The sequence below is a fragment of the Pseudomonas fluorescens group sp. PF-69 genome (assembly GCF_054481235.1).
Genome location: NZ_JBTMNC010000001.1, coordinates 4909237 through 4931042 on the forward strand (window position 1 = coordinate 4909237; position 21806 = coordinate 4931042).

Sequence of the window (21806 nt, forward strand, 5' to 3'; positions counted from 1 at the left end):
TTAGATAGCTTCCATTTTTCAGCATTGATGAAGGGTTTTTCCGGGCCGCAATCATTTGCAGGTATGCGGAAACATTGGCTCGCATGGCAGTCTTCCGGTCAAGATTGCGGCCCGGAAAAACTATCAGAGGGCGCGGCCTGATTGATTTTCCCTTGGGACTTAAAATCCCCCGCTCGTAAGGGCGTGCCGGTTCGATTCCGGCTTCGGCACCATCTTAAATCAAGGGTTTGCGGGCGAAAGCTGATGCAAACCCTTGTTTGTTTCCGGGCTGCCATTTTGGTGTTGACCCGCAATTTATTGCGTTGGTGATGTCTTCTTGCGTTCGCGATGGCGGATGCACGTTCCGTCATGCCCTGGGGCGGCGTCCGAATGGACGGCGCCAGGCACTCAGCGGGAATGAAAAAGCAAAGCCCCGGCGGTTCGCAATCGCCGGGGCTTCTATTTTCCCCCACATCCCTTAATGCATGGAGAACGTGGGCGCAATGGTATCAACGCCACCGCATTGAATCACTCCGACTAACGACTACAAATTTCATCTATCCAGCCCGACGCGTGCGGTTTTTTTGCCTGACGTAAAGTCATGACGGGCCGCACATCCGACGTTAAACGATATCGTCGATCAGTATGTGATGCAGCCCGCGACTGCACTGTTCTATCCGCGCTTCGACCTTATAAACGTTGCGCAACATTTGCTCGGTAATCACCTCGAAGCTTGGGCCGCTGCCTTGCGCGGTGCCCTCAGCGATGACCAGCACCTGATCAGCGAACCGCAGTGCCTGATTCAGGTCATGGATGGCGATGAACACGATCACCTCGCGTTGGCGGGCCAGTGTGCGCATGAAGTTCAGCACCTGGACCTGGCGATGCATGTCCAGGGCGCTGGTCGGTTCGTCCATCAGCAGGATTTCCGGCTCGCGCACCAGGGTTTGCGCGATGGACACCAACTGCTGCTGCCCGCCACTGAGTTCACCGAGGTTGCGAAAGGACAATCCGGTGATGCCCAACGCCGCAAGAATCTCATCGACCCGTTTCAATTCATCATCGTGTACGACCCAGCCCGGCGTCAGTTGCTTGCGCGCCAGCAGCACCGACTCATACACCGTCAACCGCGCACTGGCGTTCAGGCCCTGCGGCATGTAGCTGATGCCTGTCGGACCTTTTTTCGAGTCCTGCAAAATCACCTGTCCGGGGCCGTCGATCAGTCCGGCCATGCGTTTGAACAGCGTCGATTTGCCTGCGGCGTTGGGGCCGACCACGGCGACCACCTGACCGCCGGAAAATACGGTTGACGACACACCGCTAATGATCTCGCGCTGCCCATAGCGGGCACCGAGATTGTCCAGCTGCAGCTTCACCATGCGTTTTTCTTCCCGCCGAGAATCAGAGATATGAAGAACGGTACGCCGATCAGCGACGTGACCACGCCGATGGGGAATATCGCGCCGGGGATCAGGGTTTTGCTGACCACCGAGCTGGCCGAGAGGATCAATGATCCGGTCAGCAACGAGGCGGGCAGGAAGAAACGCTGGTCTTCACCGATCAGCATGCGGGCGATGTGCGGGCCGACCAGTCCGATAAAACCGATGGTGCCGACGAACGCCACGGGAAACGAGGCCAGCAGGCTGACCATGATCAGTGTCTGAAAACGCAGGCTGCGTACGTTGATGCCGAAACTGGCGGCCTTGTCGTCGCCCAGGCGCAGGGCGGTCAAAGCCCAGGCGCGTTTGGCGAAGATCGGCAGGGTGATGAGGATCACCAGGCAGATAACCCCGAGTTTTGGCCAGGTGGCTTTGGTCAGGCTGCCCATGGTCCAGAACACCACGGCGGCGACCGCTTGCTCGGTGGCGAAGAACTGCACCAGTGCCAACAACGCGTTAAAGGTGAACACCAGTGCAATGCCGAGCAGCACAATGGTTTCGGCGGTGACGCCGCGACGCATGCTCAGGAAATGGATCAACAGCGCCGAGAGCATGGCCATGATGAACGCATTGAGCGGCACCATGAATTGCGCCGCCAGCGGGAACAGCGCGACACCGAACGCCAGTCCCAACGCGGCGCCGAAACCGGCGGCGGCGGAAATGCCCAGGGTGAACGGGCTGGCCAGCGGGTTGTTGAGGATGGTCTGCATCTGCGCGCCGGCCAGTGACAGCGCCGCCCCGACGGCGACGGCCATCAGCGCCACCGGTAGGCGAATGTCCCACATCACCACGCGAACCTGCGGCGATGCGCTGTCCGGCGAAAACAACGCGCCGAGGACTTCGCTGAAGCTGTAGCTCGCCGGCCCCAGAGCCAGGTCGAGCAGCACACTGCATGACAACAGGGCCACCAGCCCCGCCAGGATCAGGCGCTTGCGCAACACCAGGCGGCGATAGGTCTCGCCCTGTACGACCACGGCGTCAGTCAACGAACTCATGGTTTGACCTCCGGTTGCGGCAAGCTGACAAAGTAGCCGGGCTCATAGGGCACGGGCAGGAAGCGTTCGTGCAGTTCACGAAATGACGCCTCCGGATCGAGGTCGGCAAACAGTTCGGGATGGAACCATTTCGCCAATTGCTGGATGGCCACGAACTGATAGGGGCTGTTGTAGAACTGATGCCAGATGGCGTGAAAAGCCTGGTTGTCCTGAGCCTTGATGCCGGCGTAGGCCGGACGCTGTGTGTACCAGGCGAGTTTTTTCCGCGCCAGGGTCATGTCTGCGCCAGGACCGACACCGACCCAATGGCCGCCGGGGGCAAAGGCTTCCCAGTTGGCGGTGGTGATCACCACGTGGGCCGGGTTGGCGACAATGACTTGCTCGGGATTCAACTGGCCGAACGTGGTGGGAATGATGCGCCGGGCGATGTTGTTGCCACCGGCCATCTCGACGAACAGACCGAAGTTCTCGTTGCCGAAACTCAGGCAGCAATCATCGGTGTAGCCGCCGATTCGCTCGATGAACACGCTGGGACGTGGCGGATGATTTTTCTCGATGACGTCGGTGACGCGGTGAATCTGCCGGTTGCGGAAATCGATGAAGGCTTCGGCGCGCTGTTCCTTGCCGAACAGTTGACCGAACAGGCGCATGGTCGGCTCGGTGTTCTGCATCGGGTTGTTACGGAAGTCGACGTACACCACCGGAATACCCAGCGCGTCGAGCTTTTCGATGTAGCGTGCATCTTCAGTGGCGTGCTGTGCCTCGATGTTGAGGATGATCACGTCCGGGCGCTGAGAAATGGCCTGCTCGATGTCGAAGGTGCCGTCTTCAAAACCACCGAAGGTGGGGATTTTGGCGATGCCGGGAAATTTGCGCAGGTACGCGTTGTAGGTGTCCGGGTCTGACTGGATCAGGTCCTTGCGCCAGCCGACGATGCGCTCGATCGGGTTTTGCACGTCAAGGGCGGCGACCAGATACAACTGTCGACCTTCGCCAAGGATGACGCGCCTGACCGGCAGGTGAACCTTGACCTTGCGCCCCAGCAGATCGGTGACCTCGGTGCGCGCCGTGTCCGCCTCGGCGGCGTGAGCAGGGCGCGGTACCCAGGAAAACAGCCCCAACAGTCCTGCCAGTAGCAGCGCAACCCATGCATAGCTGCGTCTATCGAAAATCACCATGGTCAAAGCCTTTGCAAAGTCAGGTCGGTCAACGGTTCACACCGTCAGCCGGCTGAACGTTTCAGAAATCGACAGTTGCCGACAGTAATAAAGTGCGCGGTGAACCCTGGGAGAACGCGCCGTAGGAGGCCACGCCCGACCAGTACGCCTGGTCGAACACGTTCTGCACGGTGGCGCGAAACGTGGTCGGTCGCTCATCGATGAGCGTGGTGTAGCGCGCGCCGACGTCGAAGCGGGTCCAGTCATCCAGTTTCTGGGTGTTGGCCTGGTTGACGTACTGGCTACCGGTATGGATCGCGCCAGCGGTCAGCGTCAGTCCCTCCAGCCACGAGGTATCCCGTTCGGCCCACAGGTTGGCTTGCACTTCGGGTACGCCAACCGGTTTATTGCCACGGTTGCCAGCCACCGAGGTTTTGCTCAGTTGCGCATCGAGCAGGGTCACGCCACCGAGCAGTCGCGTGCCTGGGGCGACTTCGCCGAACACATTCAGCTCCAGGCCGCGATTGCGCTGTTCGCCCTGTACCGCAAACACCCCGGAGGCCAGTTCCCCGCTGGGTTTGGTGATCTGGAACAGGGAAAGGGTGGAGGTGAAGGTGCCGTAGTCGGCCTTGACGCCGAGTTCGTGCTGACGGGACACGTAAGGGGCAAAGATCTCGCCGGCGTTCGAGGCGGTGGACGGCGCAATGTCGCCCTTGCTCAGGCCTTCGATGTAGTTGTAGTAGAACGAAACGTGATCCCAGGGCTTGATGACCGCGCCGTACAGCGGCGTGGTCCGGCCATCATCGTAGGACGTAGTGACCACCCCGGTGGCGTTGTAGTTGTCGGATTTGATGTTCTGCCGGCGTATGCCGACGGTTAGCTGCACCCGGTCATCGAGCACCGACAGTGTGTCCACCAGCGCCACGCCGGTCAGTTCGCTTTCGGATACTTTCGGCGTGTCCGGCTTGGCGATGTACGGCTTCGGCCGATCCACCGGGTGATAGATATTCGACAGGATCGGCGCGCCGGAAATGATCCCGCGCGACAGCACATCGCGATAACGGCTGACTTGCAGGGCGGTGCGATGACTGACCGGCCCGGTGTCGAAACGCAGGCGTGTACCGGCGTCGAGGGTGTATCGCTCGACTTCGAACTTGTAATAGCCGGGAATCGACGACGTATCGCCGGCGGCATTGATGAGGGTCGGCGTCTGGTCGGACATCCGCGCGACATCCGACTGGCCGCCGCCGGCATGGGCGAAAACAGTCAGTGCGTCGCTCAGGTCGTATTCGCCGCTGAGCAGGGCGGATTTGTCACGGGTTCGCGACCAGCCCCATGCCTGGCTCACATTGGTACGGCCATTGGCCGCCGAGGGAATGTCCACGCCCGAAGCGATCAGGAAGGGGCGCGAAGCAGCGTCGAAACGTTCTTCCTGATTGAGCCAGTCGAAGCTGGTACGCAGGCGTTCGCCTTGATAATCAAGGGACAGGGCACCGATATCGACATGCCGCGATTGATCGTCGATCGCGGTGTCGCCCAGTTGGGTGCTGCCATTGAAGCGCAGGCCGAAGCGGCGTTCTTCACCGAAGCGTCGACTCGCGTCGAGGTGCCCGCCTAGCTGCGAGTCCATGGCGTAGCTGGCGGTGAAACGGGTCAGGTCTTCATCGAGGGAGCGCTTGGGCACCACGTTGATGACACCGCCGACTGCGCTGTTGGGCGACATGCCATAGAGCAGGGCACCGGGGCCCTTGACCAGTTCGACACGCTCGGCGTACTCGGTGAATACCCGGTAGTTGGGCGCGACTCCGTAGACGCCGTCGAACGCCAATTCGCCGAGGTTGCCTTCACCGACGGGAAAACCACGGATGAAAAACGAGTCGACGATGCCCCCGGCCTGCCCCGTGGAACGCACCGAGGAGTCGCGCTCGAGTACATCGCCGACAGTGACGGCCTGTTGATCCTTGATCAGCGCCGAGGTGTAGGTGCTGACGCTGAACGGAGCATCCATCACGTCGGTATTGCCGAGAATGCCCAGACGGGCGCCGCTGGCCACCTGGCCACCGACATACACCTGCGGCAGGGCATCGGCGCGTTGGTCGCTACCGATGACTGCCGTCTCATCCAGCGTCACCCGGCGCTGCACCAGCGTGTAGCTGCCATCGCTGAGCAAGATCATGTCCAGGCCACTGCCGTCCAGCAAGCGAGTGATGGCTTCTTGCGCGGTGAAATGGCCGATCAGTGCAGGGCTGGTCAGGCCTTCGGTCAGGGAAGGCTGAAACGACAGCGCAATACCGGCCTCGACGGCAACGCTGGAAAGGGTGGCGCCCAGCGGTCCGGAGGCAATGTCGTAGGCACGGACCGCGACAGAGTCCAGTTGGACAGGCACGACGGCCAAGGCAAACGGGCAAACGACACCGATCAGGACAAGGCTGAGCAACGCACTGCAAATCACTGGTTTGAACTGACGATCCGGGCGCAGGAGGCGTGCAGCAGGCATGAATGGATGGACCTATAAACAGGACGGTAAAGTGCTTCTCCCCCATAGCCAGTCGAGATCAAAAAAAGTATCACCGGCGCGGCAATATTTTTCGGCGACTCAAGTGGGGGAAAGCATGACCCAGAAGCCATTCAAATGGCCGCTGACATGGATCGGGTAGGTTTGCGCCAGCATGTTCAAGGTGCGCTGGGTGTCGCTGATGGGGTAGGCACCGGAAATGCGCAGATCGGCAATTGCCGGGTCGAGGCGCACAACACCACGGTGATAGCGCGTCAACTCGCCGACGAAGTCGGCCAGGCGCATCTTGTCCGCCATCAACATGCCTTGCGTCCAGTCGCCGGCGGAGCGATCGGCGACGCTGACCTGGCCAAAGGTGCTGGAAGAAAAGTCGGTGCGTTGCCCGGCACCGACGATCAGCGGTGTTCCCTTGCGATCTTCTGCCAGCTCCACCTTCACAGCGCCTTCCAGTACGGCAAGGCGAGTGCGTGATTGCAGTTCACGAACGGTGAAGCGCGTGCCCAACGCTTGCAGGCGGCCCTGGCGGGTGCTGACCAGAAACGGCCGGGGCGACGGCGAATTGTCCGGCGCGGTCTGCACCAGTATTTCGCCTTCGCGCAGATGCAGGTGGCGTTGGTGGGTGTCGAACAGCACGTCGATGGCGGTGTCGGTGTTAAGGGTGATTTTCGAACCGTCGGCCAGGGTCAGTTCGCGTCGCTGGCCGACAGCGGTGCGATAGTCGGCCGACCATTGTCGGGACTCTGCCAGCTTCCAGCTGCCCCAGCCGACTGGCAGGATCGCCAGGATCATGGCCAGTTTGCCCAACGCTGCACGGCGTTCCGGGCTGCTTGGGCGATCAAGCGCGGACATCGCCAGAGACGGTGGCAGTCCACCGAGTTTGCCCTGTAACAACTGCGCCCGCGCCCAGGCCCGGCCGCGCTCGGGGGTGCTGGCTTTCCAGCAGTCCCATTCGGCGCGTTCAGGGTCACTCAGTTCGCCTTCACTCAAGCGGATCAGCCAGTCGGCCGCTTCTTCAAGGGCCTGTCGATCGGGGGGCGGCGCGTTGCGGCGGGTGAGCATTCATTCCACCAGCAACAGGCATTGCACGAAGGCTTGCTTCATGTAGCGTTTGACGGTGATCAGCGAGACGCCCAGTTGCGTGGCAATGTCGTCATATTTCAGGCAGCTGATCTGCGAGAGCAGGAACGCACGTTTGACCAGTGGTGGAAGCGCATCGAGCATCGCGTCGATTTCGTGCAGGGTCTCCAGGACCATGAAGCGCAACTCCGGCGAAGGCACTTCTGGCGCAGGCAAGTGGGAGAGGGCATCCAGGTAGGCGCGTTCCAGGGCCTTGCGTTGATACCAGTTGACCAGAATGCCCTTGGCCACGCAGCTCAGGTAGGCGCGGGGCTGTTCGATGACGGTGACCCGGGAGGCGAGGATACGGGTGAAGGTGTCCTGCGCGAGATCCGCCGCATCCATGGCGTTACCCAGTTTTTTTCTCAGCGTCGCGTACAGCCAGCCGTGATGGCCGCTGTACAGGGCTTCGATCGCGCGCAGGTGATTGTCGTTATTCGCGGGAAGGGTTTCGCTCATGGCTGCAGCTTTTATGCAATTGAGAAGTATTCCCAATTCTAGTTTGCAACCCGGCCGCGACGCAAGCGCCGATTGGTATCCCCGTCAGGCACCCGGCAGACACCTCAGTGCGGCGATCATCGTGTCGATTTCCGCTTCGGTGCTGTAGGCATGAAGCGAAGCGCGACTGACCTCCAGCAAGTCCCTGTGCTGCATATCGATCAAGGTCGAACGGAAGGTCGAGGTCGACACGTTGATGCGCTTGTCCTGTGCTGCCAGCCACTGTTGAACCTGCGCCGCACTGCTGCCCTGATGAGTGAATGTCACGATGCCTGATGTGAGGCTGCCGACGTCGCGCGGAGTGACGCCCGGGATATCCGCCAGGCGCTGGCGCAGGTAGCCGGCCAATTGTTGAATTCGCAACCACATGGGGTCCACGCCCTGGGCCAGTGCATATTGCACCGCCGCACCCAGGCCCAGTTTGGCGGCGACGTTGCACTCCCAGTTCTCGAACCGGCGGGCGTCGGCGCGGATCTTGAAGGTGTCGGATGTCAGCAGCGATGCGGCGTGCAGGTCGAGAAAGACCGGTTCGAGGTTCTGGCACAAGGACCTTTCGACGTACAGGAATCCCATGCCCCGCGGTCCGCGCAGGTACTTGCGGCTGGTGGCGGCGAGCATGTGGCAACCGATTTTCTGCACATCGATCGGCATCTGTCCGACCCCCTGGCAGGCATCCAGCAGAAACAGCACGCCGGCAGCGCGGGCCAGGGCGCCAATCTGTTCGACCGGTTGTACGGGACCGCCGTTGGTGGCGATCACCGGCAAGGAGATCAACGCGACGCGCTCGTCCTCGAGCATTTTTTTCAGTGCCGGCAATGACACCTGGCCGTGCTCGTCGTTGGCAATGACGCGGATTTCAATGCCGCGCTGCTGCTTCAGTTGCAGGTAAGGAATGTAGTTGCCGGCATATTCGGTGGTCGAGGTCAGCACCACATCGCCCGCTTGCAGCGGCAACGAATAAAAGGCCATGTCCCAGGCGCGGGTCGCATTCTCGATCACGGCGATTTCGTCCGGCTGAGCGTTGATCAGCCGGGCGATGGCGCCATACACGTTTTCCAGTTCGGCCGAACATTGCGCGGCCGCTTCATACCCGCCAAGGCGTGCCTCGAGCTGGAGGTGGCGGGTCACGGTGTCGATCACCGGCGTCGGCATCAGCGCCGCGCCGGCATTGTTAAAGTGGATCAGTTGCGCGACAGCGGGCGTATCGGCGCGCAGTTGTTCAATGTTCAAAGCACGAACTCCTTGATCAATCCCCCGGCGGGGCATGGCTCGGTTGCATGACCGTCGGCCGGTAGCGCAGCGCGACAATCGGAATCAGCGCCATCCCATAGGCCAGACACACGAACAGGTAGGTGTATTGCAGACCGTAAACCTGACTGAGCAAGCCCCCGGCTGAAATCCCCGCGATGGAGGCAAATTGCGCCGTGCCCTGGGCAATCCCCAGCACGTGACCCTGTTGCGAGCTGTCGGCGGTTTTTGAGATCAGCGCCATCAGCACCGGCGTGGTCGCACCGAGCAGCACGCCCCAGATGAAGTAGGCGACAACAAACACCAGCGGATTACGCGTGATGCCCGCCACGGCGGTCAGGGCGATGCAGCCAAGCACAACGTAAGTCATGCGTTGCAGGGTTTCCTGCTGGCCACGGTGTTCGAAATAGCGCGACCAGGCCGTGGCCGAGAGAATGAAGCCCAGCGCCAGCAAGCCGTAGCACAGGCCGACCACCGAGTTGCTGACCTCGAACACCGAGCTGACATACAGCGAGAAGGCGGTCTGCGGCAGCATCCGCGCCAGCAGCAGAATGCCCATCACACCGAGTAACGACAGCAGTGGCGAGCCTTGCCACACACTGCCTGAACGGCCGGTGGGCGTTGCCTTGTCGGCGGTCGGGGCTTTCTTCACCGGCGGCACGTCCGGCAAGGTCACGGCGGCGATCACGGTGCACACCGCACACAGTGCCGAGGCGATGATGTTGATCCAGAAGAACGTCGCGTAGTCGAGGATCAATCCGCCGACCACGGCGCCGAGCAACGAACCGACATTGGTTGAAATCTGCAGGATGGCGAACAACCGCGCCCGCCGCGAAGGGGCCTCGATGCTGACGCCATAAGCCTGTGCCGGGGCGATGTAGCCGGCGAACGCGCCTTGCAAAAAACGCAGGATCAGAATGACCCAAATGTCGCTGAACATCGCCAGCCCAAGTTGGGTCAACGACAAACCGGCGAGGGCGCGAATCATCATCAACTTGTGGCCGTAGCGATCGCCGATGCGGCCCCAGAATGCGCTGGTCAGAATAATGCCCAGCATCGGCCCGACGTACACGGCGATGCTGGCGAAGCTGAAAACCGATTCCGAAGTGGTCAGCCCACGCAGGTGGACAGGCCAGAACGGCCCGCTCATTTCCATCGCACCCATCGATACCAATTGGATCGCAAATAGAAGATAAATCAGGATTCGTACTCTTGAACCCTGGATGACACCTGCATGGGACATGAGTCAGCCTCGGTTAAACGCTAGCGAGCGGGTTGGTCAGGGTGTGTTGCAAACGATAGTTGCTGTATTGCATCAAGTGCATGCGCAGCAACGACCGGGTTGGCCATGGGTCTTCGACGAACGCCTTGTGCTCGACCTCCCACAATGCCGGCGAAACACGGTGGCGCACAGCTTCGAAGGCCAGATCGGTTTCTTCGCGCAACACTTCCCACTGCCGTGTGTTGTTCAACCCGTATTCCTTGGTCAGCCACAGCGCCATCTCGTGCAGATGCGTGAGGAACGCCGCGTCGAGCACGAACATGCGCACCGGCTCGATATCGCCGCGGAACACCGTCGGCAGAATACCCGGCTGTACGTGGGGCTGCAGGTTGTAGCCACGCTCTTCCAGTAACGGAGCGTACGTGCGGCCATCGCCGAAATCGCGGATCAGGAGACTACGTGCTTTGCCGTCGGGGGAGAACAGCACCATGGTGTTTTGCTGATGCGCTTCAAGGCCGATGCCATACATCAGATAGATCGCCACCACCGGGCGGGTCACGACGGTGGCGTACTCACGGAACCAGTGTTCAACCTGGGTGGCATTCGCCCGCACGCCGTCGCGTTCGATCAGATCGGTGAACAGCGGCCGACCACTGCCGGGCAAGCGGGTAAACAGTGACGCCACGGTAATCGGCAGGCAATCGTCGACGCGCTCGAACGCTGGCCGGCTGGCGCGATAGACCACGGACAGATGACGGCCGGGATGATCGTCCTGGGTTTTCGCGTTCCTGTAACGCACGCCGACTTCTTCCGGGAAGATTTCCAGACGCTGATCGAAGCCGTTTTCCGCTTCAAGAATCCTGGTGATCACCGTGCTGATGCGTGGCCCCATGTGAATCGACTTGGCTTGCAGGCTGCGCAGCTCACTGGTCATCCACACGGCGATCGGCAGCTTGATCAGCGGCGCGCAGTCGTCCAGCACCGGCATCATCGTGCGATAGGACATGGTCGGCAGGGTGGCGATATCCGGCCCGTCGGTGATCAGAATCCCTGCTTCGATTTCCGCCGCGAACGTCTTCAGGACGTAGGCCTGCAAGTGCCAGGCGTGTATCGGCAACGGCAGCCACTGGCGTTCATCCAGCCCTTTGCGGTTGAGCGAGGCTTTCCATTGTTCCCATTGCGCCGGGAAATTACTGGCGAACCAGTCGTGATAACTGGTCACGTGCGGCATGCTCTCGCTTTTCGCGTTGTCGGCGCGCAACGAGGCGATACGCAACGGCACCTGGGCATTGAACTCGGGGGACAGTTGCTCGACTTCGGCATCGGTCAGGCCCGGGCGCGATTTCCAGGTCGGGTAGTACGGATGACCTTCCAGCGAACCCCACTGGTCGAGCAGGATCGCAGCGTCCTTGGTGTTGGCATGCTGGCGCAGGTAGTCGGTGAAACTCGCGAGGCCCTGATCCCTGGTGGCCTGTTGCAACCGGGCGTTCCATTGCTGGCGATGCTGACGGGCGTGCGCGTCGTTGGTCAGGCTGTTTTCCATGTCGGCCTTCAGTCCGGCCACGCCCTCGTCGGTGGGTTCGAAGTCGAAACTGTCGCGCAGCACATCGAGCATGTCCTGATGGCTGGTGATGACCTGGCGAACGCCTTCGTCGGTGACCAGCACCACGTCACCGTCGTTGACCACGGTGTCGGCCGGACCGTGGGCAATGTCGGAAAAGGCCAGGTGAGCGCGGCCGCCCTTGAGTGGGTAAGTGGCCTGGTGGCCCTCTTCGGAAAAGCTCAGGGCCGAACGGTCGAGGATATTTTCGGCAAAAAGGCAGCGAATCAAGCGTCGCATCGCGTTTTTGCGGGAGTAGGCGATCAGTGTCTTGAAGTCATCCATATCAGCGGTCTGCTCGTCGAAAAAATTGAATGAATAGATCAGGCGGCGGCGGTTGCCGGGCGTGGCCAATGGCTGGGGAAGTAGTCGAGTGCCGAGCCGCGCAGGCCCTGCATGTAGCCAACGCTCCACTGCAAGACCTCTTCGATGTAAGGCACCTTGAGGTCGAAGCGCCTGGCCATTTCCACCAGCAGCACCAGGCCGTAGGCGACGTCTTCGTTGAACGCCCGGCTCTCGCGTTCGATCACGTAGCCGGCGCGGTTGTCGGCGGCTGGCACCATCGGCGCAAGGATGTCGTTGTAGGCCTGATTGGTGCGCAGGATCGCCAGCATGCTGCTCTGGTCGCGGATTTGCCCGCCATAGGCGTCGACGATTTCCTGTTTCAGGGATTTGACCGAGGACAGGTCAATGCCCAGACGCTGACTGATGACCGCACACAAATCCTGGCTTTCCTGATCCATGCGTTCGAGGAAGTAGGCGCCCAGTTCCGGGCACTCGGTCCACCAGCACATCGGTTGCGGGAAAATCTTGCGGTGCCACTGGCCGTAGGGGCCGATCAGTCCGTAGATCACCGAGCTGTGCATGATCGGGTTGCCCGGGGTCAGGGTGATCTCCAGGTAATTGTCCAGCATCGTCACGCAGGGGCCGTACAGCCGGGTCAGCATGTCCTGCAACTGTCGGCGTGATGCCTGCGACTCCCTGGCATGGGTCGCCACATACAGCTGGCTTTTGCCGCCACCCATTTTGATCGAGCGTCCCGGCGCCAGTTCGAACGCGGTATGCGGGACATCCTTCATGCCCCAGATCACCAGGTTCGGACGGTCGGGCAGGGTGGCTTCGGCCAGCCAGTCGAAACCGCAGAAACCGGGAATCGCACCGATGTACACCGGTTTGCTTGCACTCAGATGCGGCGCGATGGCTTTCAAGGTTTGCGGTCGGGCATGGGCAGGCACGGTGATGATGACGATGTCGGCATCCTCGACGGCTGTCCTGGCATCGGTGGTCACGCGATCCAGTCGGGCCTCCAGTGTCGAACCGTCGGGCAACAGCGCCTGCATCGGCGTCTGGCGGGCGTGCCGTTCGATGATCTCCAGATTGCCGGTGAGCATCGAAACCTGAACATTGGGCAGCTGTTTGAACAGGATGGCGTTGAGATGGCCGGTCCTGCCGCCACCACAGATGGCGACTTTCAACACATTCATCGAGCGGTGCTCCTGTGTGGTGGGTGAGTCATGCGACGCTCAATTGCAGCGGTGCGGAGAAGGATTCCAGCCATTGGGTCTTGCCCAGCCAGGCATCCAGTTGCGGCGCAATGGCTGGATCGATCAGATCGCGTTCTTGCAGCCATTTCTCGTCGAACACTGTGTGCAGGTATTTCTCGCCGCCGTCGGCGATTGGCACCACCACGTTGCCGGTCAGCACGCCTTTGTGGATCAGTTCCAGCGCCTTGAAGATCGCACCGCCGGTTGAGCCACCCACCAACAGGGCGAGGTTGCGCGCGATATAGCGGGCGGTTTCGAAGGCCTGGGAATCGGTGACTTGCACACCCAGGTCGATGCAGCTGTAGTCGAGCACCAGGCCGACGGTGTCGCCGGCCGGCGTGCCGGTGCCTGATTGGTAGTAGGGATAACCGGGATGGCCGAACACGATCGAGCCGGCCGGTTCCACCGCCACGGTGATGGTGTCCGGGTTATGCAGTTTCAGGCCGCGAGCGATGCCGGTCATCGAGCCGCCGGTGCCGACGCAGCCGACATAGGCGCCGATCACGCCTTCAACCTGGGCGATGGTTTCGCGAACGAAATCGCTGTAGCCACCCGCATTGGCCGCGTTGTCGGACTGATTCATGAACACGGCACCGGGAATGTCGCTGGCCAGTTCGGCGGCGAGTCGTTGCCGCTCGACCACCGCGACTTCATCTTCCCGATAGGTGCCTTTGACGAAACGGATGTCGGCACCGAGCGCCTTCATCACGGCGATCTTGTCTTGTGCGGCGTGATGATCGACCACGGCGATGAAGTGCAAACCAAACTCCACCGCTGCCATGGCCAGACCAATCCCGGTGTTGCCGGAGGATGATTCGACGACTACGCCGCCGGGTTTCAGGCGACCGGACTTGAGCGCCGCCAGCACCATATTGCGTGCCATGCGATCCTTGATGCTGCCGCCGGGGTTGTTCTTTTCAATCTTCAACAACAAACGTGCATTGGAATCCGGAACTTCAATGCCCAACATCGGTGTGTTACCAATAAGATCCGAAGTTTTATTCAATATCATTTCAACTGTTCCCTTTAGTAGTCAGGTGAAAACGCATAGTTACCTTCCGTACAACAGGTCGCCGTCAACCGCCGGGGCAGGGGATGGCGATGAAACTCGTTTTCCAGCAAGTCCATCTGATAACCGGCGGTATTGATGTAAATCAATAAGTCGCCTGGCTGTGGTGCAGTCGAGAAGTTGATCGGGCGGTGACTGATAACGTCATCGTCCAGGCAACTATGGCCGGCGATATAAGCTTGCGTCGGGGTATGGGGCGGGGCTTGTGAACTGATCAGTATCGGATCAACCAGGTATTCAGAGGCAAACCAGGTTTCGCACGCGCTGAAACTACTGCCTTCAACGAAGATGACGGTTTTGTTGTCGGCGAGTTGTTTGGTGCGGGTGACGCGAAACAATGATATCGCCGCCTGATCGACGAGACTCCGTCCGGGCTCCAGAGCCAGGGTTATATTCTGCAGCTTTAAATAATTGGAGATGGACAGTCCGGGTGAATGCTCGGCCTCGAGCAATAACGTCAACCATTGTGGCGCCGTCAGTTCTGCGCCGTAGGGATAATAGGCGTCGGGCACTTTCTGGTTGTGATAATGGCTCGGATGATTGTCGTTCTGTAAGAACCGGGCATAGGTCTGCGGCTCGACATAACGAATCGGCAAACCGCCACCGATATCGATCATCTGCGGATTCAAGCCCATTTCCCGAGCCGCCTCGACGAACCCGGTGACCTCGCGCAACGCTTGTGCGCGGGATTCGAATCCATAGCCGCCCAGGTGAAAATGGAAACCCTCGAAGTGAAAAACATCAGTGCATCTGGTCAGCCGTTGAAGGCTTTCGAGCACGTCTTGCGAGCTCATGCCGAAGCGGCTCTTCGGGCTGCTTTTCGGCCTGTAACGCAGTAAAACCCTGGCTTTGCTGAGGGGGCGCCGTGCTTCGACAATGCGTTGAAGATGATCGAACTCCTCCAGCGAATCGACGCAAATCAGTGAACCTGCGCTGACCAGTGCCTGATGAAATACGGCGGTTTTGGCCGGTCCCGTGGCGCAGATTTTGCCGGCGGGTGTACCGGCTCGCAGCGCCGCTTGCAGTTCGTGGATGCTCGACACATCGACGCCGATCCCCGAATTCGCCGCTGCGCCGAGCATGCTCTGGGACTTGTTGGCCTTGGCGCCATAGAAGATCGCGTAAGGCACGTTGTAGCGTTTCAATACGTCCAGGAGAGCCTGTGTATTTAATTCAAAGGCATGGGGCCAAACCAGATTCAAGGGTGAGCCGTGTTGTTTGACCAAGTCGACCAGCGTCCCCGGGAACTTGTTGATCAACGTGGAAATAACCGGGTCGATCAGCGGTTTTAACATGTGTGGATGGTGAACTTCGGTTAGTTGTTCAGCAGGCAGTGAGTTTGCTGTAGGCATCGTTAACCCCTGGCGTCGAAAACAACGTCGCCACTGATAGGTTGATAACTGTTTGCTATCGGACTCTTTTTCTCATCAAAAGCAGGGTTTAGACATTCGGAGGCGGATGCCAGGCGATGTCTGAAGTTGGGTGATTAACGCTGATCGTAATAAACGGATCACAAAAATATAGCATTGGAACCTCATTCCATAAGTTTTGTACGGACGTTCCGATTGGCCACCCGTTTATGGGTAATGCCCTGTAGATGGCCGGCAACTGAGATTCAAATGACATCACTGGCCTGTACTTCCCGAGGTGCTGATAACGTGCTTTGAAGCGAGGGTAGTTCCTCTTGGCGGAGCGAACAATATTGCGAACGAGAACTATTATCAAGTATGGTTTTCAAATATTTTCGAATGACGAAAGGCGCAAGGCCACTCAATGAACGTGTATTTACACGCTCAAGGAAGCGGTCGCCCGGAAATAAAAAAGTCCTTTAATGCCTTGATCCCCAAGGCGTTAAGGGTTGTTGCAAGAGGCCCCGGACGAGCACCCGGATCTGACGCTGACGGGGCCGGAAAATGTTCAGAAACCACGACTGGTTCACGCCAAGGAGCAACGCCATGCAATTCGATCGACTCAGCAGCAAGGCCCCACTCGCGATCAGCTACCTGTTCGTGCCGGGTAATCGTCCCGAGCGCTTTTCCAAAGCGGTTGAAGCGGGGCCCGATGCAATCATTCTCGATCTTGAGGACGCCGTGCACCCGGGCAGCAAACCGGCCGCCCGCGCTGCCATCTGGGCCTGGCAGGAGGCAACGCCGAGCGTCGCCTGCGAGCGTTACATTCGCCTCAACAGCGTCAGCAGCGCGTTGTTTCGTCAGGACCTGACCTGGCTCAACGACATGCGCTACCCGCAGCGCTGCAACGGGATTTTCCTGCCCAAGGCCGAGTGCCCCGAGGCCTTGAGCCGAGTGGTCGAACGTCTGCGGCAGTGGCAGCCGACGCTGAAGATCGTGGCGATCATCGAGACCGCCAAAGGGCTGCAGCAGGTCGAATCGATTGCGGCGATCCCCGGTCTGGCACGCCTGGCGTTCGGATCACTGGATTTTTCCCTCGATATCAACTGCAGCCAGATACCCGAGGCGTTTCTGTTCGCCCGCAACCGCATCGTGCTGGCTTCGCGCACCGCCGATTTGCCGTCGCCGATCGATGGTGTCACGCCGGCGATCAGCGATTTGGCGGTGGTCGCCGGGGACTCGCATTACGCGCGTTCGCTGGGTTTCGGCGCCAAGCTGTGCATCCACCCCGCGCAACTGGAGACGGTGCAGCGCGCCTTCCTGCCGGACTCGCGTCAGCTGGCCTGGGCCGATCGGGTGATGAGCGCGGTGGCCACGGGCAGTCACGCGGTGCAAGTGGACGGTGAGATGGTCGATTTGCCGCTGATCGAGCACGCCCAGCGCCTGCTCGATGTCGCCCGCCAGCACACGCCCATTGCCCGCGCCGATGCCTGCTGAACCGCCGGCGAACCAGGAGATCACCATGGAACAGGGTTATCAGATTGCGTTGCGGCCACTGTGCCAGGTGCTGCAGTCGGAGCAGGTCGATCCGGCCAATGTGACGATGTTGCGTGAGTCGATCGTTCGTGCGGGACATTGGCTGGAACCGATCATCGTCGAGCGTTCGCGCGGCATCGTGATGGACGGTAATCACCGCTTCAACGCCGCGTTGCAACTGGGCTTGAAGCGGGTGCCCTGCATCCAGCTCGATTACACCGATCCGCGGGTCTGTGTGCGGCATTGGCAGACAGGGCAGGCGTTCGAAGTGGCGCAGATATTCACCACCATCGCCCGCGGTGAACTCTTTCCGTACAAGACCACCCGGCATGCATTCGACCCCGCGTTACCAAGGGTCGCGATACCGCTGGAGCGGCTGTACGCCTGACCCTCGCCGGGCCCATCCAAAAAAACTTTTCCGGAGGTGATACTTTTTCGTGAATTGACTGGCAATAGGAGTGATTACCATTTCCACTTGATGAAAAGGATCTCCACGTCATGCCTGTTGTCAGTCGTCCCTGCGGTGAGCGTGTGTTAACGCTTGCCATGCGTACCGCCATGCTGAATTTTATTTTGGTCGCAGGAAGCGCCAGCGCCTGGGCCGCCAGCCCCGAGCAACAAGACGTTGCCGCCGAGCCGCGTTCTAACGTCGCGCCAGCCACGCCGGCCGATGACAGCCCGGACGCGCTGACGCTCGACACCACTAACATCAACGCCTCCTACAGCGGCCCGACTTCGTTGCCGGAAACCTTCGCCGGTGGCCAGGTTGCGCGGGGAGCCCGCCTGGGCATGATGGGAAACAAGGATGTGATGGACACGCCGTTCAGTGTCACCAGTTACACCGCCAAGACCCTCGCCGACCTGCAAACCGTGACCGTTGCCGATGCGCTGGAGCGTGATCCTTCGGTGCGCTCCACCGGTCAAACCGGCGGTATCGTCGATTCGTTTTTCATTCGCGGCTTCCCGATCGGCGAAGGCAATCTTGGCGAGCTGGCATTCGACGGTGTGTATGGCGTAGCGCCGAACTATCGCGTGTTTACCGACTATGCCGAACGGGTCGAAGTGCTCAAGGGGCCAGGGGCGTTGATGTACGGCATCTCGCCCAACAGCGGCGTCGGCGGCGTGATCAACATCGTGCCCAAGCGTCCGCTGGATGAAGACTTGACGCGGGTCACCACCACTTACGCTTCGGATTCCCAGGTGGGTGGTCATCTGGATCTGAGCCGTCGCTTTGGCACGGACAATCAATTTGGCGTGCGCTTCAACGGCAACCTGCAGGGTGGCGACACGGCCATTGACGATCAGCACCGCGACCTCGGTATCGGTGCCATCGCGCTTGATTACCGTGGCGAGCGCTTGCGCCTGAACCTCGATTACATCAGTCAGAAAGAGAGTTTCGAGGCGCCCTCGCGGCCATTCACCGTCGCCTCGGGCGTCGATGTCCCGTCCGCGCCGAATGGCCGCACCAACCTGCCGCAGAAATGGGGCTGGTCGGACACCAAAGAGCAGTCGGCCTTGCTTGGCGGCGAATATGACCTGACCGACACGGTCACGGTGTTTGCCCACGCCGGTGGCGGCAAATCCGACGTCAAGCGCCTGTCCGACCAGGTGCCGAGAATCCTCAACGACGCCGGCGATACCAGCAATATTCCGGGTTACTACAAGTTCAACGTTGATCGCTCAACGGCGGACGCCGGTATCCGTGGTGTGTTCGCCACCGGACCGATCACCCACACGACCACGCTGATGGCGACCCAATATCAGGATGAGCTGTCCCGGGGAATCACCAATGGCACCGAGATCCGTTCGAACATCTATCACCCGATCGATGTGCCCAAGCAATACATCAACGCGCCGAAGGTGCTGCGCGTCTCCGAATCGGAACTGTCAGGCGTTGCGCTGACCGACACACTGTCCATGCTCGATGATCGTTTCCAGTTGACCCTTGGCGTGCGTCGGCAGGACATCGAATCTCGCAACTACAATGCGTCGGGCTCGGTCAGTTCGAAATACAACGACAGCGCCACGACGCCTCTGGTCGGTGTAGTGGTCAAGCCTTGGGAAGACGTTTCCCTCTACTACAACTATGTAGAAGGCTTGAGCAAAGGTGACATTGCACCGGGGACGGCGGCCAATGCCGGCGAGACATTCGCACCTTACGAATCGAAGCAGCATGAAGTCGGTGTGAAATACGAACACGGCACCTTCATGACCACCCTGGCGTTGTTCCAGATCGAGAAACCGAGCGGTGAAATCGGCGCCGGTAACGTGTTTTCGGTACAAGCCGAACAACGCAACCGTGGGATCGAGTTGAGCATGTTCGGCGAGGTGGCACCGGGCACTCGCCTGATGGGCGGCGTGACGGTGCTCGACGGCGAATTGACCGATTCGGCGACAGCCGCCAACCGTGGCAACAAACCGGTCGGTGTGCCTGACGTGCAGGCCAACCTGTGGGCTGAGTGGGATACGCCATGGCTTGAAGGGTTCACCCTCACCGGCGGTGCGATTTATACCGACAGCCAGTACGTCAACCAGGCCAATACCCAGGAACTCGACGCCTGGACCCGTTTCGATGCCGGCGCCCGTTATGCGACGAAAATCGAAGGCCGGCCGACGACATTCCGCGCCACGGTGCAGAACGTGTTCGATCGTGAGTACTGGTCGGGCGTTGCTTCGTATGGCGCGTTTTCGCCGGGTTATCCGCGGACCTTGCAACTGTCCGCGACGGTCGACTTTTGACGCACAAGGGCAGGCACAGCCGTGGGCTGCTGCCTGCCCAGCCTCTTTCGTTTGAAGGTGATCAATGCACTGGTCCAGGCGACTCGGGAGGGACGCTCGCCAGGCGTGCGGGGTGTGCATGCCTGCATGCAAGCGTCCTCCTCGGAGCTGACGATTGTCAGTGTGCGCGAAGTACTCAAGCGCCTTGCCGGGGTAGGCGTCATCGTTTTTCAGCCGGATAGAACGTACCGCTTTACCACTGAGGCGTGGGAAATGCTCAAGCCCGACGTCGGTGGCGGGCCCTGCAAGATCAACAGTCTTTAACGGTTCGCATCATCGGGTGGCGCCGCCTTGCGCCGATCCGGGCCTGCTGGATTGCCAGTGTTTATCAGCCTTCTTTCCAGCAGAATATTGTGCAGCGCTTCGCGGTCCGACGGGTTCAACTGGTGCTCTCGCGCTTTCAGTTCCAGCAGGATGGGGCTGGACCACTGACGATAGGTTTGTTCGGCACTACGCGTGGGTGACATCGCTTCCTCCTTGATCAGGCTCCTGCCAATAAAGGCACCGCAGTTCGATACGTTTGAGACCCTAGTCGAGGAAGCTGACTATCGCCACTGCAGCGTGTCGGACATCTGCCTCAGGCGCGCGAGTCCGTCGGATTGTGACCCGTGAAATTCGGGCCGATATGATCGGCCCGAATTTTTTGTCTAGACGAAAGCCTGACTACCAAAGCCCCGTGGCAATCTTTGCCGTCCAGCCATGGCCGACAACCGTTCGGTCCAGGCCTGGCGCCAGTCATTGACGATATGCACGACTTTGGCTTTGCGGGCGGCGCGACGTGCCGCGTTACGTTCGTTCCGGCGTGCTTCTTTGAAAACCTCGGTGTTGCGGCAGCTTCTGCATTTCACCCGGTTGAGTTCGCGGGTCGAGGTGAGATGGGTACCTTTGTGACCGCAGGCCAAATGCCCGCTGACTTTGAAGTGAGTGACCATCAGAACGCCTCCTTGGTGACGTGTAAGTGTTTGACCACTCACGGTCGGGGACGTTCGGTCGTGACCCGGACACAAAAAATCCCGGCGCGGGGCTGGGCAGGGGGGGTAATGGAAGGCAATCAGGCAGGCACGCAACCGGTGACGATAACGTCGCCGATCATGCCTGCAGCATCGGGCCGTGTCTTCGCATCGAATGTGCGGATCGAATCATCTGAACCGTGGCAGCGGCGGATCGACGGGTTTGAGCGAAGACAGGGTGTTGCGAATCAGCGGCGTATCCTTTTCGATGTCGTTCAGACGATCACGAATTCTGAGGGCTGTCGGATGTCCGCCTTGATGATCGACCCAGTCGGCAATTTCCTTGCACGCCGCAGCCAAGCGAACCTGGCGCGAATCGAGCAGGGTGAGCAGGGTGGTGATGGACTCTTTTTCGGACATGGAAAACACCTCCGCTTGAGAAACCTGGCAGTTGGCAGTAAAAAGCCCGCCGGGCGCGAGCTTTCTACCGATGGATTGCTGGTCCTTCAGCTCCTTTCAGTATAGACCCCTACAGGGCACGCTAAAGCTCATCAGCCTTGTCGGGCCATGATGTGTGACCTGGCATTGAGCTGCCGGCAAACGTGCCGGGCGTCTTCCTCGAGATCGTAACCGTCACCGATGAAACCGTGGGTTCGGGTATCGGCGATGCGATACCAGACGGCGGCGTCAGGAGGCGGGTGAGCGGTTTCTCCGGCCCGGCGGCCATGAATGATGATCTTGTTGCATCGCTTCACGACGAAAATGTCTTCCATGGCGTCACCGCAGCTGATTCGTTTACACATCAACTATA

General features: G+C 60.1%; 20 protein-coding genes and 1 tRNA gene. 5 read left to right on the forward strand and 16 right to left on the reverse strand.

Translation table 11 applies throughout. The features are described from left to right. Nucleotides 1-109 precede the first annotated feature (109 nt). Nucleotides 110-212: transfer RNA gene (locus ACX3YF_RS23275), tRNA-Leu, on the forward strand. A gap of 390 nt (nucleotides 213-602) precedes the next feature. Here ACX3YF_RS23275 and ACX3YF_RS23280 read toward each other — a convergent pair. From ACX3YF_RS23280 to ACX3YF_RS23335, 12 genes are all read right to left on the reverse strand, one after another. Then, entirely contained in the window at nucleotides 603-1358 is a 756-nt protein-coding gene (locus ACX3YF_RS23280) for an ABC transporter ATP-binding protein (RefSeq protein WP_196584729.1), read from the reverse strand. Further along, nucleotides 1352-2413 carry a FecCD family ABC transporter permease gene (locus tag ACX3YF_RS23285; RefSeq protein WP_130208118.1) on the reverse strand — a complete coding sequence of 354 codons (1062 nt, stop codon included), beginning with the start codon at nucleotides 2411-2413 and terminating at the stop codon, nucleotides 1352-1354. Before ACX3YF_RS23285 ends, ACX3YF_RS23280 begins: the two co-directional genes overlap by 7 nt. Continuing rightward, nucleotides 2410-3591, reverse strand: a complete 1182-nt coding sequence (locus ACX3YF_RS23290; RefSeq protein WP_458974375.1) for an ABC transporter substrate-binding protein — start codon at nucleotides 3589-3591, stop codon at nucleotides 2410-2412. The genes ACX3YF_RS23285 and ACX3YF_RS23290 overlap by 4 nt, the downstream gene beginning before the upstream one ends. Nucleotides 3592-3652: 61 nt before the next feature. After that, nucleotides 3653-6067 carry a TonB-dependent siderophore receptor gene (locus tag ACX3YF_RS23295; protein WP_458974376.1) on the reverse strand — a complete coding sequence of 805 codons (2415 nt, stop codon included), beginning with the start codon at nucleotides 6065-6067 and terminating at the stop codon, nucleotides 3653-3655. Nucleotides 6068-6166: 99 nt separating this feature from the next. Next, nucleotides 6167-7144 (reverse strand): FecR domain-containing protein, encoded by a 978-nt coding sequence (locus ACX3YF_RS23300; RefSeq protein WP_458974377.1) that lies wholly within the window; start codon nucleotides 7142-7144, stop codon nucleotides 6167-6169. Continuing rightward, nucleotides 7145-7660 (reverse strand): sigma-70 family RNA polymerase sigma factor, encoded by a 516-nt coding sequence (locus ACX3YF_RS23305; protein ID WP_458974378.1) that lies wholly within the window; start codon nucleotides 7658-7660, stop codon nucleotides 7145-7147. It lies immediately after the preceding gene. Nucleotides 7661-7744: 84 nt separating this feature from the next. Then, entirely contained in the window at nucleotides 7745-8929 is a 1185-nt protein-coding gene (locus tag ACX3YF_RS23310; protein WP_458974379.1) for an aminotransferase class V-fold PLP-dependent enzyme, read from the reverse strand. A gap of 16 nt (nucleotides 8930-8945) precedes the next feature. Then, nucleotides 8946-10190, reverse strand: coding sequence for an MFS transporter (locus tag ACX3YF_RS23315; RefSeq protein WP_458974380.1), 1245 nt, complete (start codon nucleotides 10188-10190; stop codon nucleotides 8946-8948). A gap of 13 nt (nucleotides 10191-10203) precedes the next feature. Next, a complete protein-coding gene (locus ACX3YF_RS23320; RefSeq protein WP_458974381.1) occupies nucleotides 10204-12183 on the reverse strand; it encodes an IucA/IucC family protein in 1980 nt (659 codons plus the stop codon). Further along, nucleotides 12093-13253, reverse strand: coding sequence for an NAD/NADP octopine/nopaline dehydrogenase family protein (locus ACX3YF_RS23325; RefSeq protein ID WP_458974382.1), 1161 nt, complete (start codon nucleotides 13251-13253; stop codon nucleotides 12093-12095). Before ACX3YF_RS23325 ends, ACX3YF_RS23320 begins: the two co-directional genes overlap by 91 nt. Nucleotides 13254-13281: 28 nt before the next feature. Then, nucleotides 13282-14325 (reverse strand): PLP-dependent cysteine synthase family protein, encoded by a 1044-nt coding sequence (locus ACX3YF_RS23330; RefSeq protein WP_458974383.1) that lies wholly within the window; start codon nucleotides 14323-14325, stop codon nucleotides 13282-13284. A 14-nt stretch (nucleotides 14326-14339) separates the two neighbouring features. Next, nucleotides 14340-15734, reverse strand: a complete 1395-nt coding sequence (locus ACX3YF_RS23335; protein WP_458974384.1) for a Y4yA family PLP-dependent enzyme — start codon at nucleotides 15732-15734, stop codon at nucleotides 14340-14342. A gap of 603 nt (nucleotides 15735-16337) precedes the next feature. Between ACX3YF_RS23335 and ACX3YF_RS23340 the strand changes: the two genes are divergently transcribed. The 4 genes from ACX3YF_RS23340 (at nucleotide 16338) to ACX3YF_RS23355 (ending at nucleotide 20309) form a co-directional block, all read left to right on the forward strand. Further along, nucleotides 16338-17228 carry an HpcH/HpaI aldolase/citrate lyase family protein gene (locus ACX3YF_RS23340; RefSeq protein WP_458974385.1) on the forward strand — a complete coding sequence of 297 codons (891 nt, stop codon included), beginning with the start codon at nucleotides 16338-16340 and terminating at the stop codon, nucleotides 17226-17228. 25 nt (nucleotides 17229-17253) lie between these two features. Beyond that, a complete protein-coding gene (locus ACX3YF_RS23345; RefSeq protein ID WP_130208098.1) occupies nucleotides 17254-17655 on the forward strand; it encodes a ParB N-terminal domain-containing protein in 402 nt (133 codons plus the stop codon). A gap of 110 nt (nucleotides 17656-17765) precedes the next feature. Then, nucleotides 17766-20006 carry a TonB-dependent receptor gene (locus ACX3YF_RS23350; protein ID WP_458974386.1) on the forward strand — a complete coding sequence of 747 codons (2241 nt, stop codon included), beginning with the start codon at nucleotides 17766-17768 and terminating at the stop codon, nucleotides 20004-20006. Between the two features lie 126 nt (nucleotides 20007-20132). Then, nucleotides 20133-20309 (forward strand): hypothetical protein, encoded by a 177-nt coding sequence (locus ACX3YF_RS23355; protein WP_458974387.1) that lies wholly within the window; start codon nucleotides 20133-20135, stop codon nucleotides 20307-20309. Here ACX3YF_RS23355 and ACX3YF_RS23360 read toward each other — a convergent pair. From ACX3YF_RS23360 to ACX3YF_RS23375, 4 genes are all read right to left on the reverse strand, one after another. Next, nucleotides 20306-20512, reverse strand: coding sequence for a hypothetical protein (locus ACX3YF_RS23360; RefSeq protein ID WP_130208092.1), 207 nt, complete (start codon nucleotides 20510-20512; stop codon nucleotides 20306-20308). The genes ACX3YF_RS23355 and ACX3YF_RS23360 overlap by 4 nt on opposite strands. Nucleotides 20513-20692: 180 nt before the next feature. After that, nucleotides 20693-20977, reverse strand: coding sequence for a hypothetical protein (locus tag ACX3YF_RS23365; RefSeq protein ID WP_458974388.1), 285 nt, complete (start codon nucleotides 20975-20977; stop codon nucleotides 20693-20695). A 207-nt stretch (nucleotides 20978-21184) separates the two neighbouring features. Continuing rightward, entirely contained in the window at nucleotides 21185-21415 is a 231-nt protein-coding gene (locus ACX3YF_RS23370; RefSeq protein ID WP_008055683.1) for a hypothetical protein, read from the reverse strand. 131 nt (nucleotides 21416-21546) lie between these two features. After that, nucleotides 21547-21768: a hypothetical protein gene (locus ACX3YF_RS23375; RefSeq protein ID WP_130208088.1), complete on the reverse strand. Its 222-nt coding sequence runs from the start codon at nucleotides 21766-21768 to the stop codon at nucleotides 21547-21549. Between the last annotated feature and the right edge of the window lie 38 nt (nucleotides 21769-21806).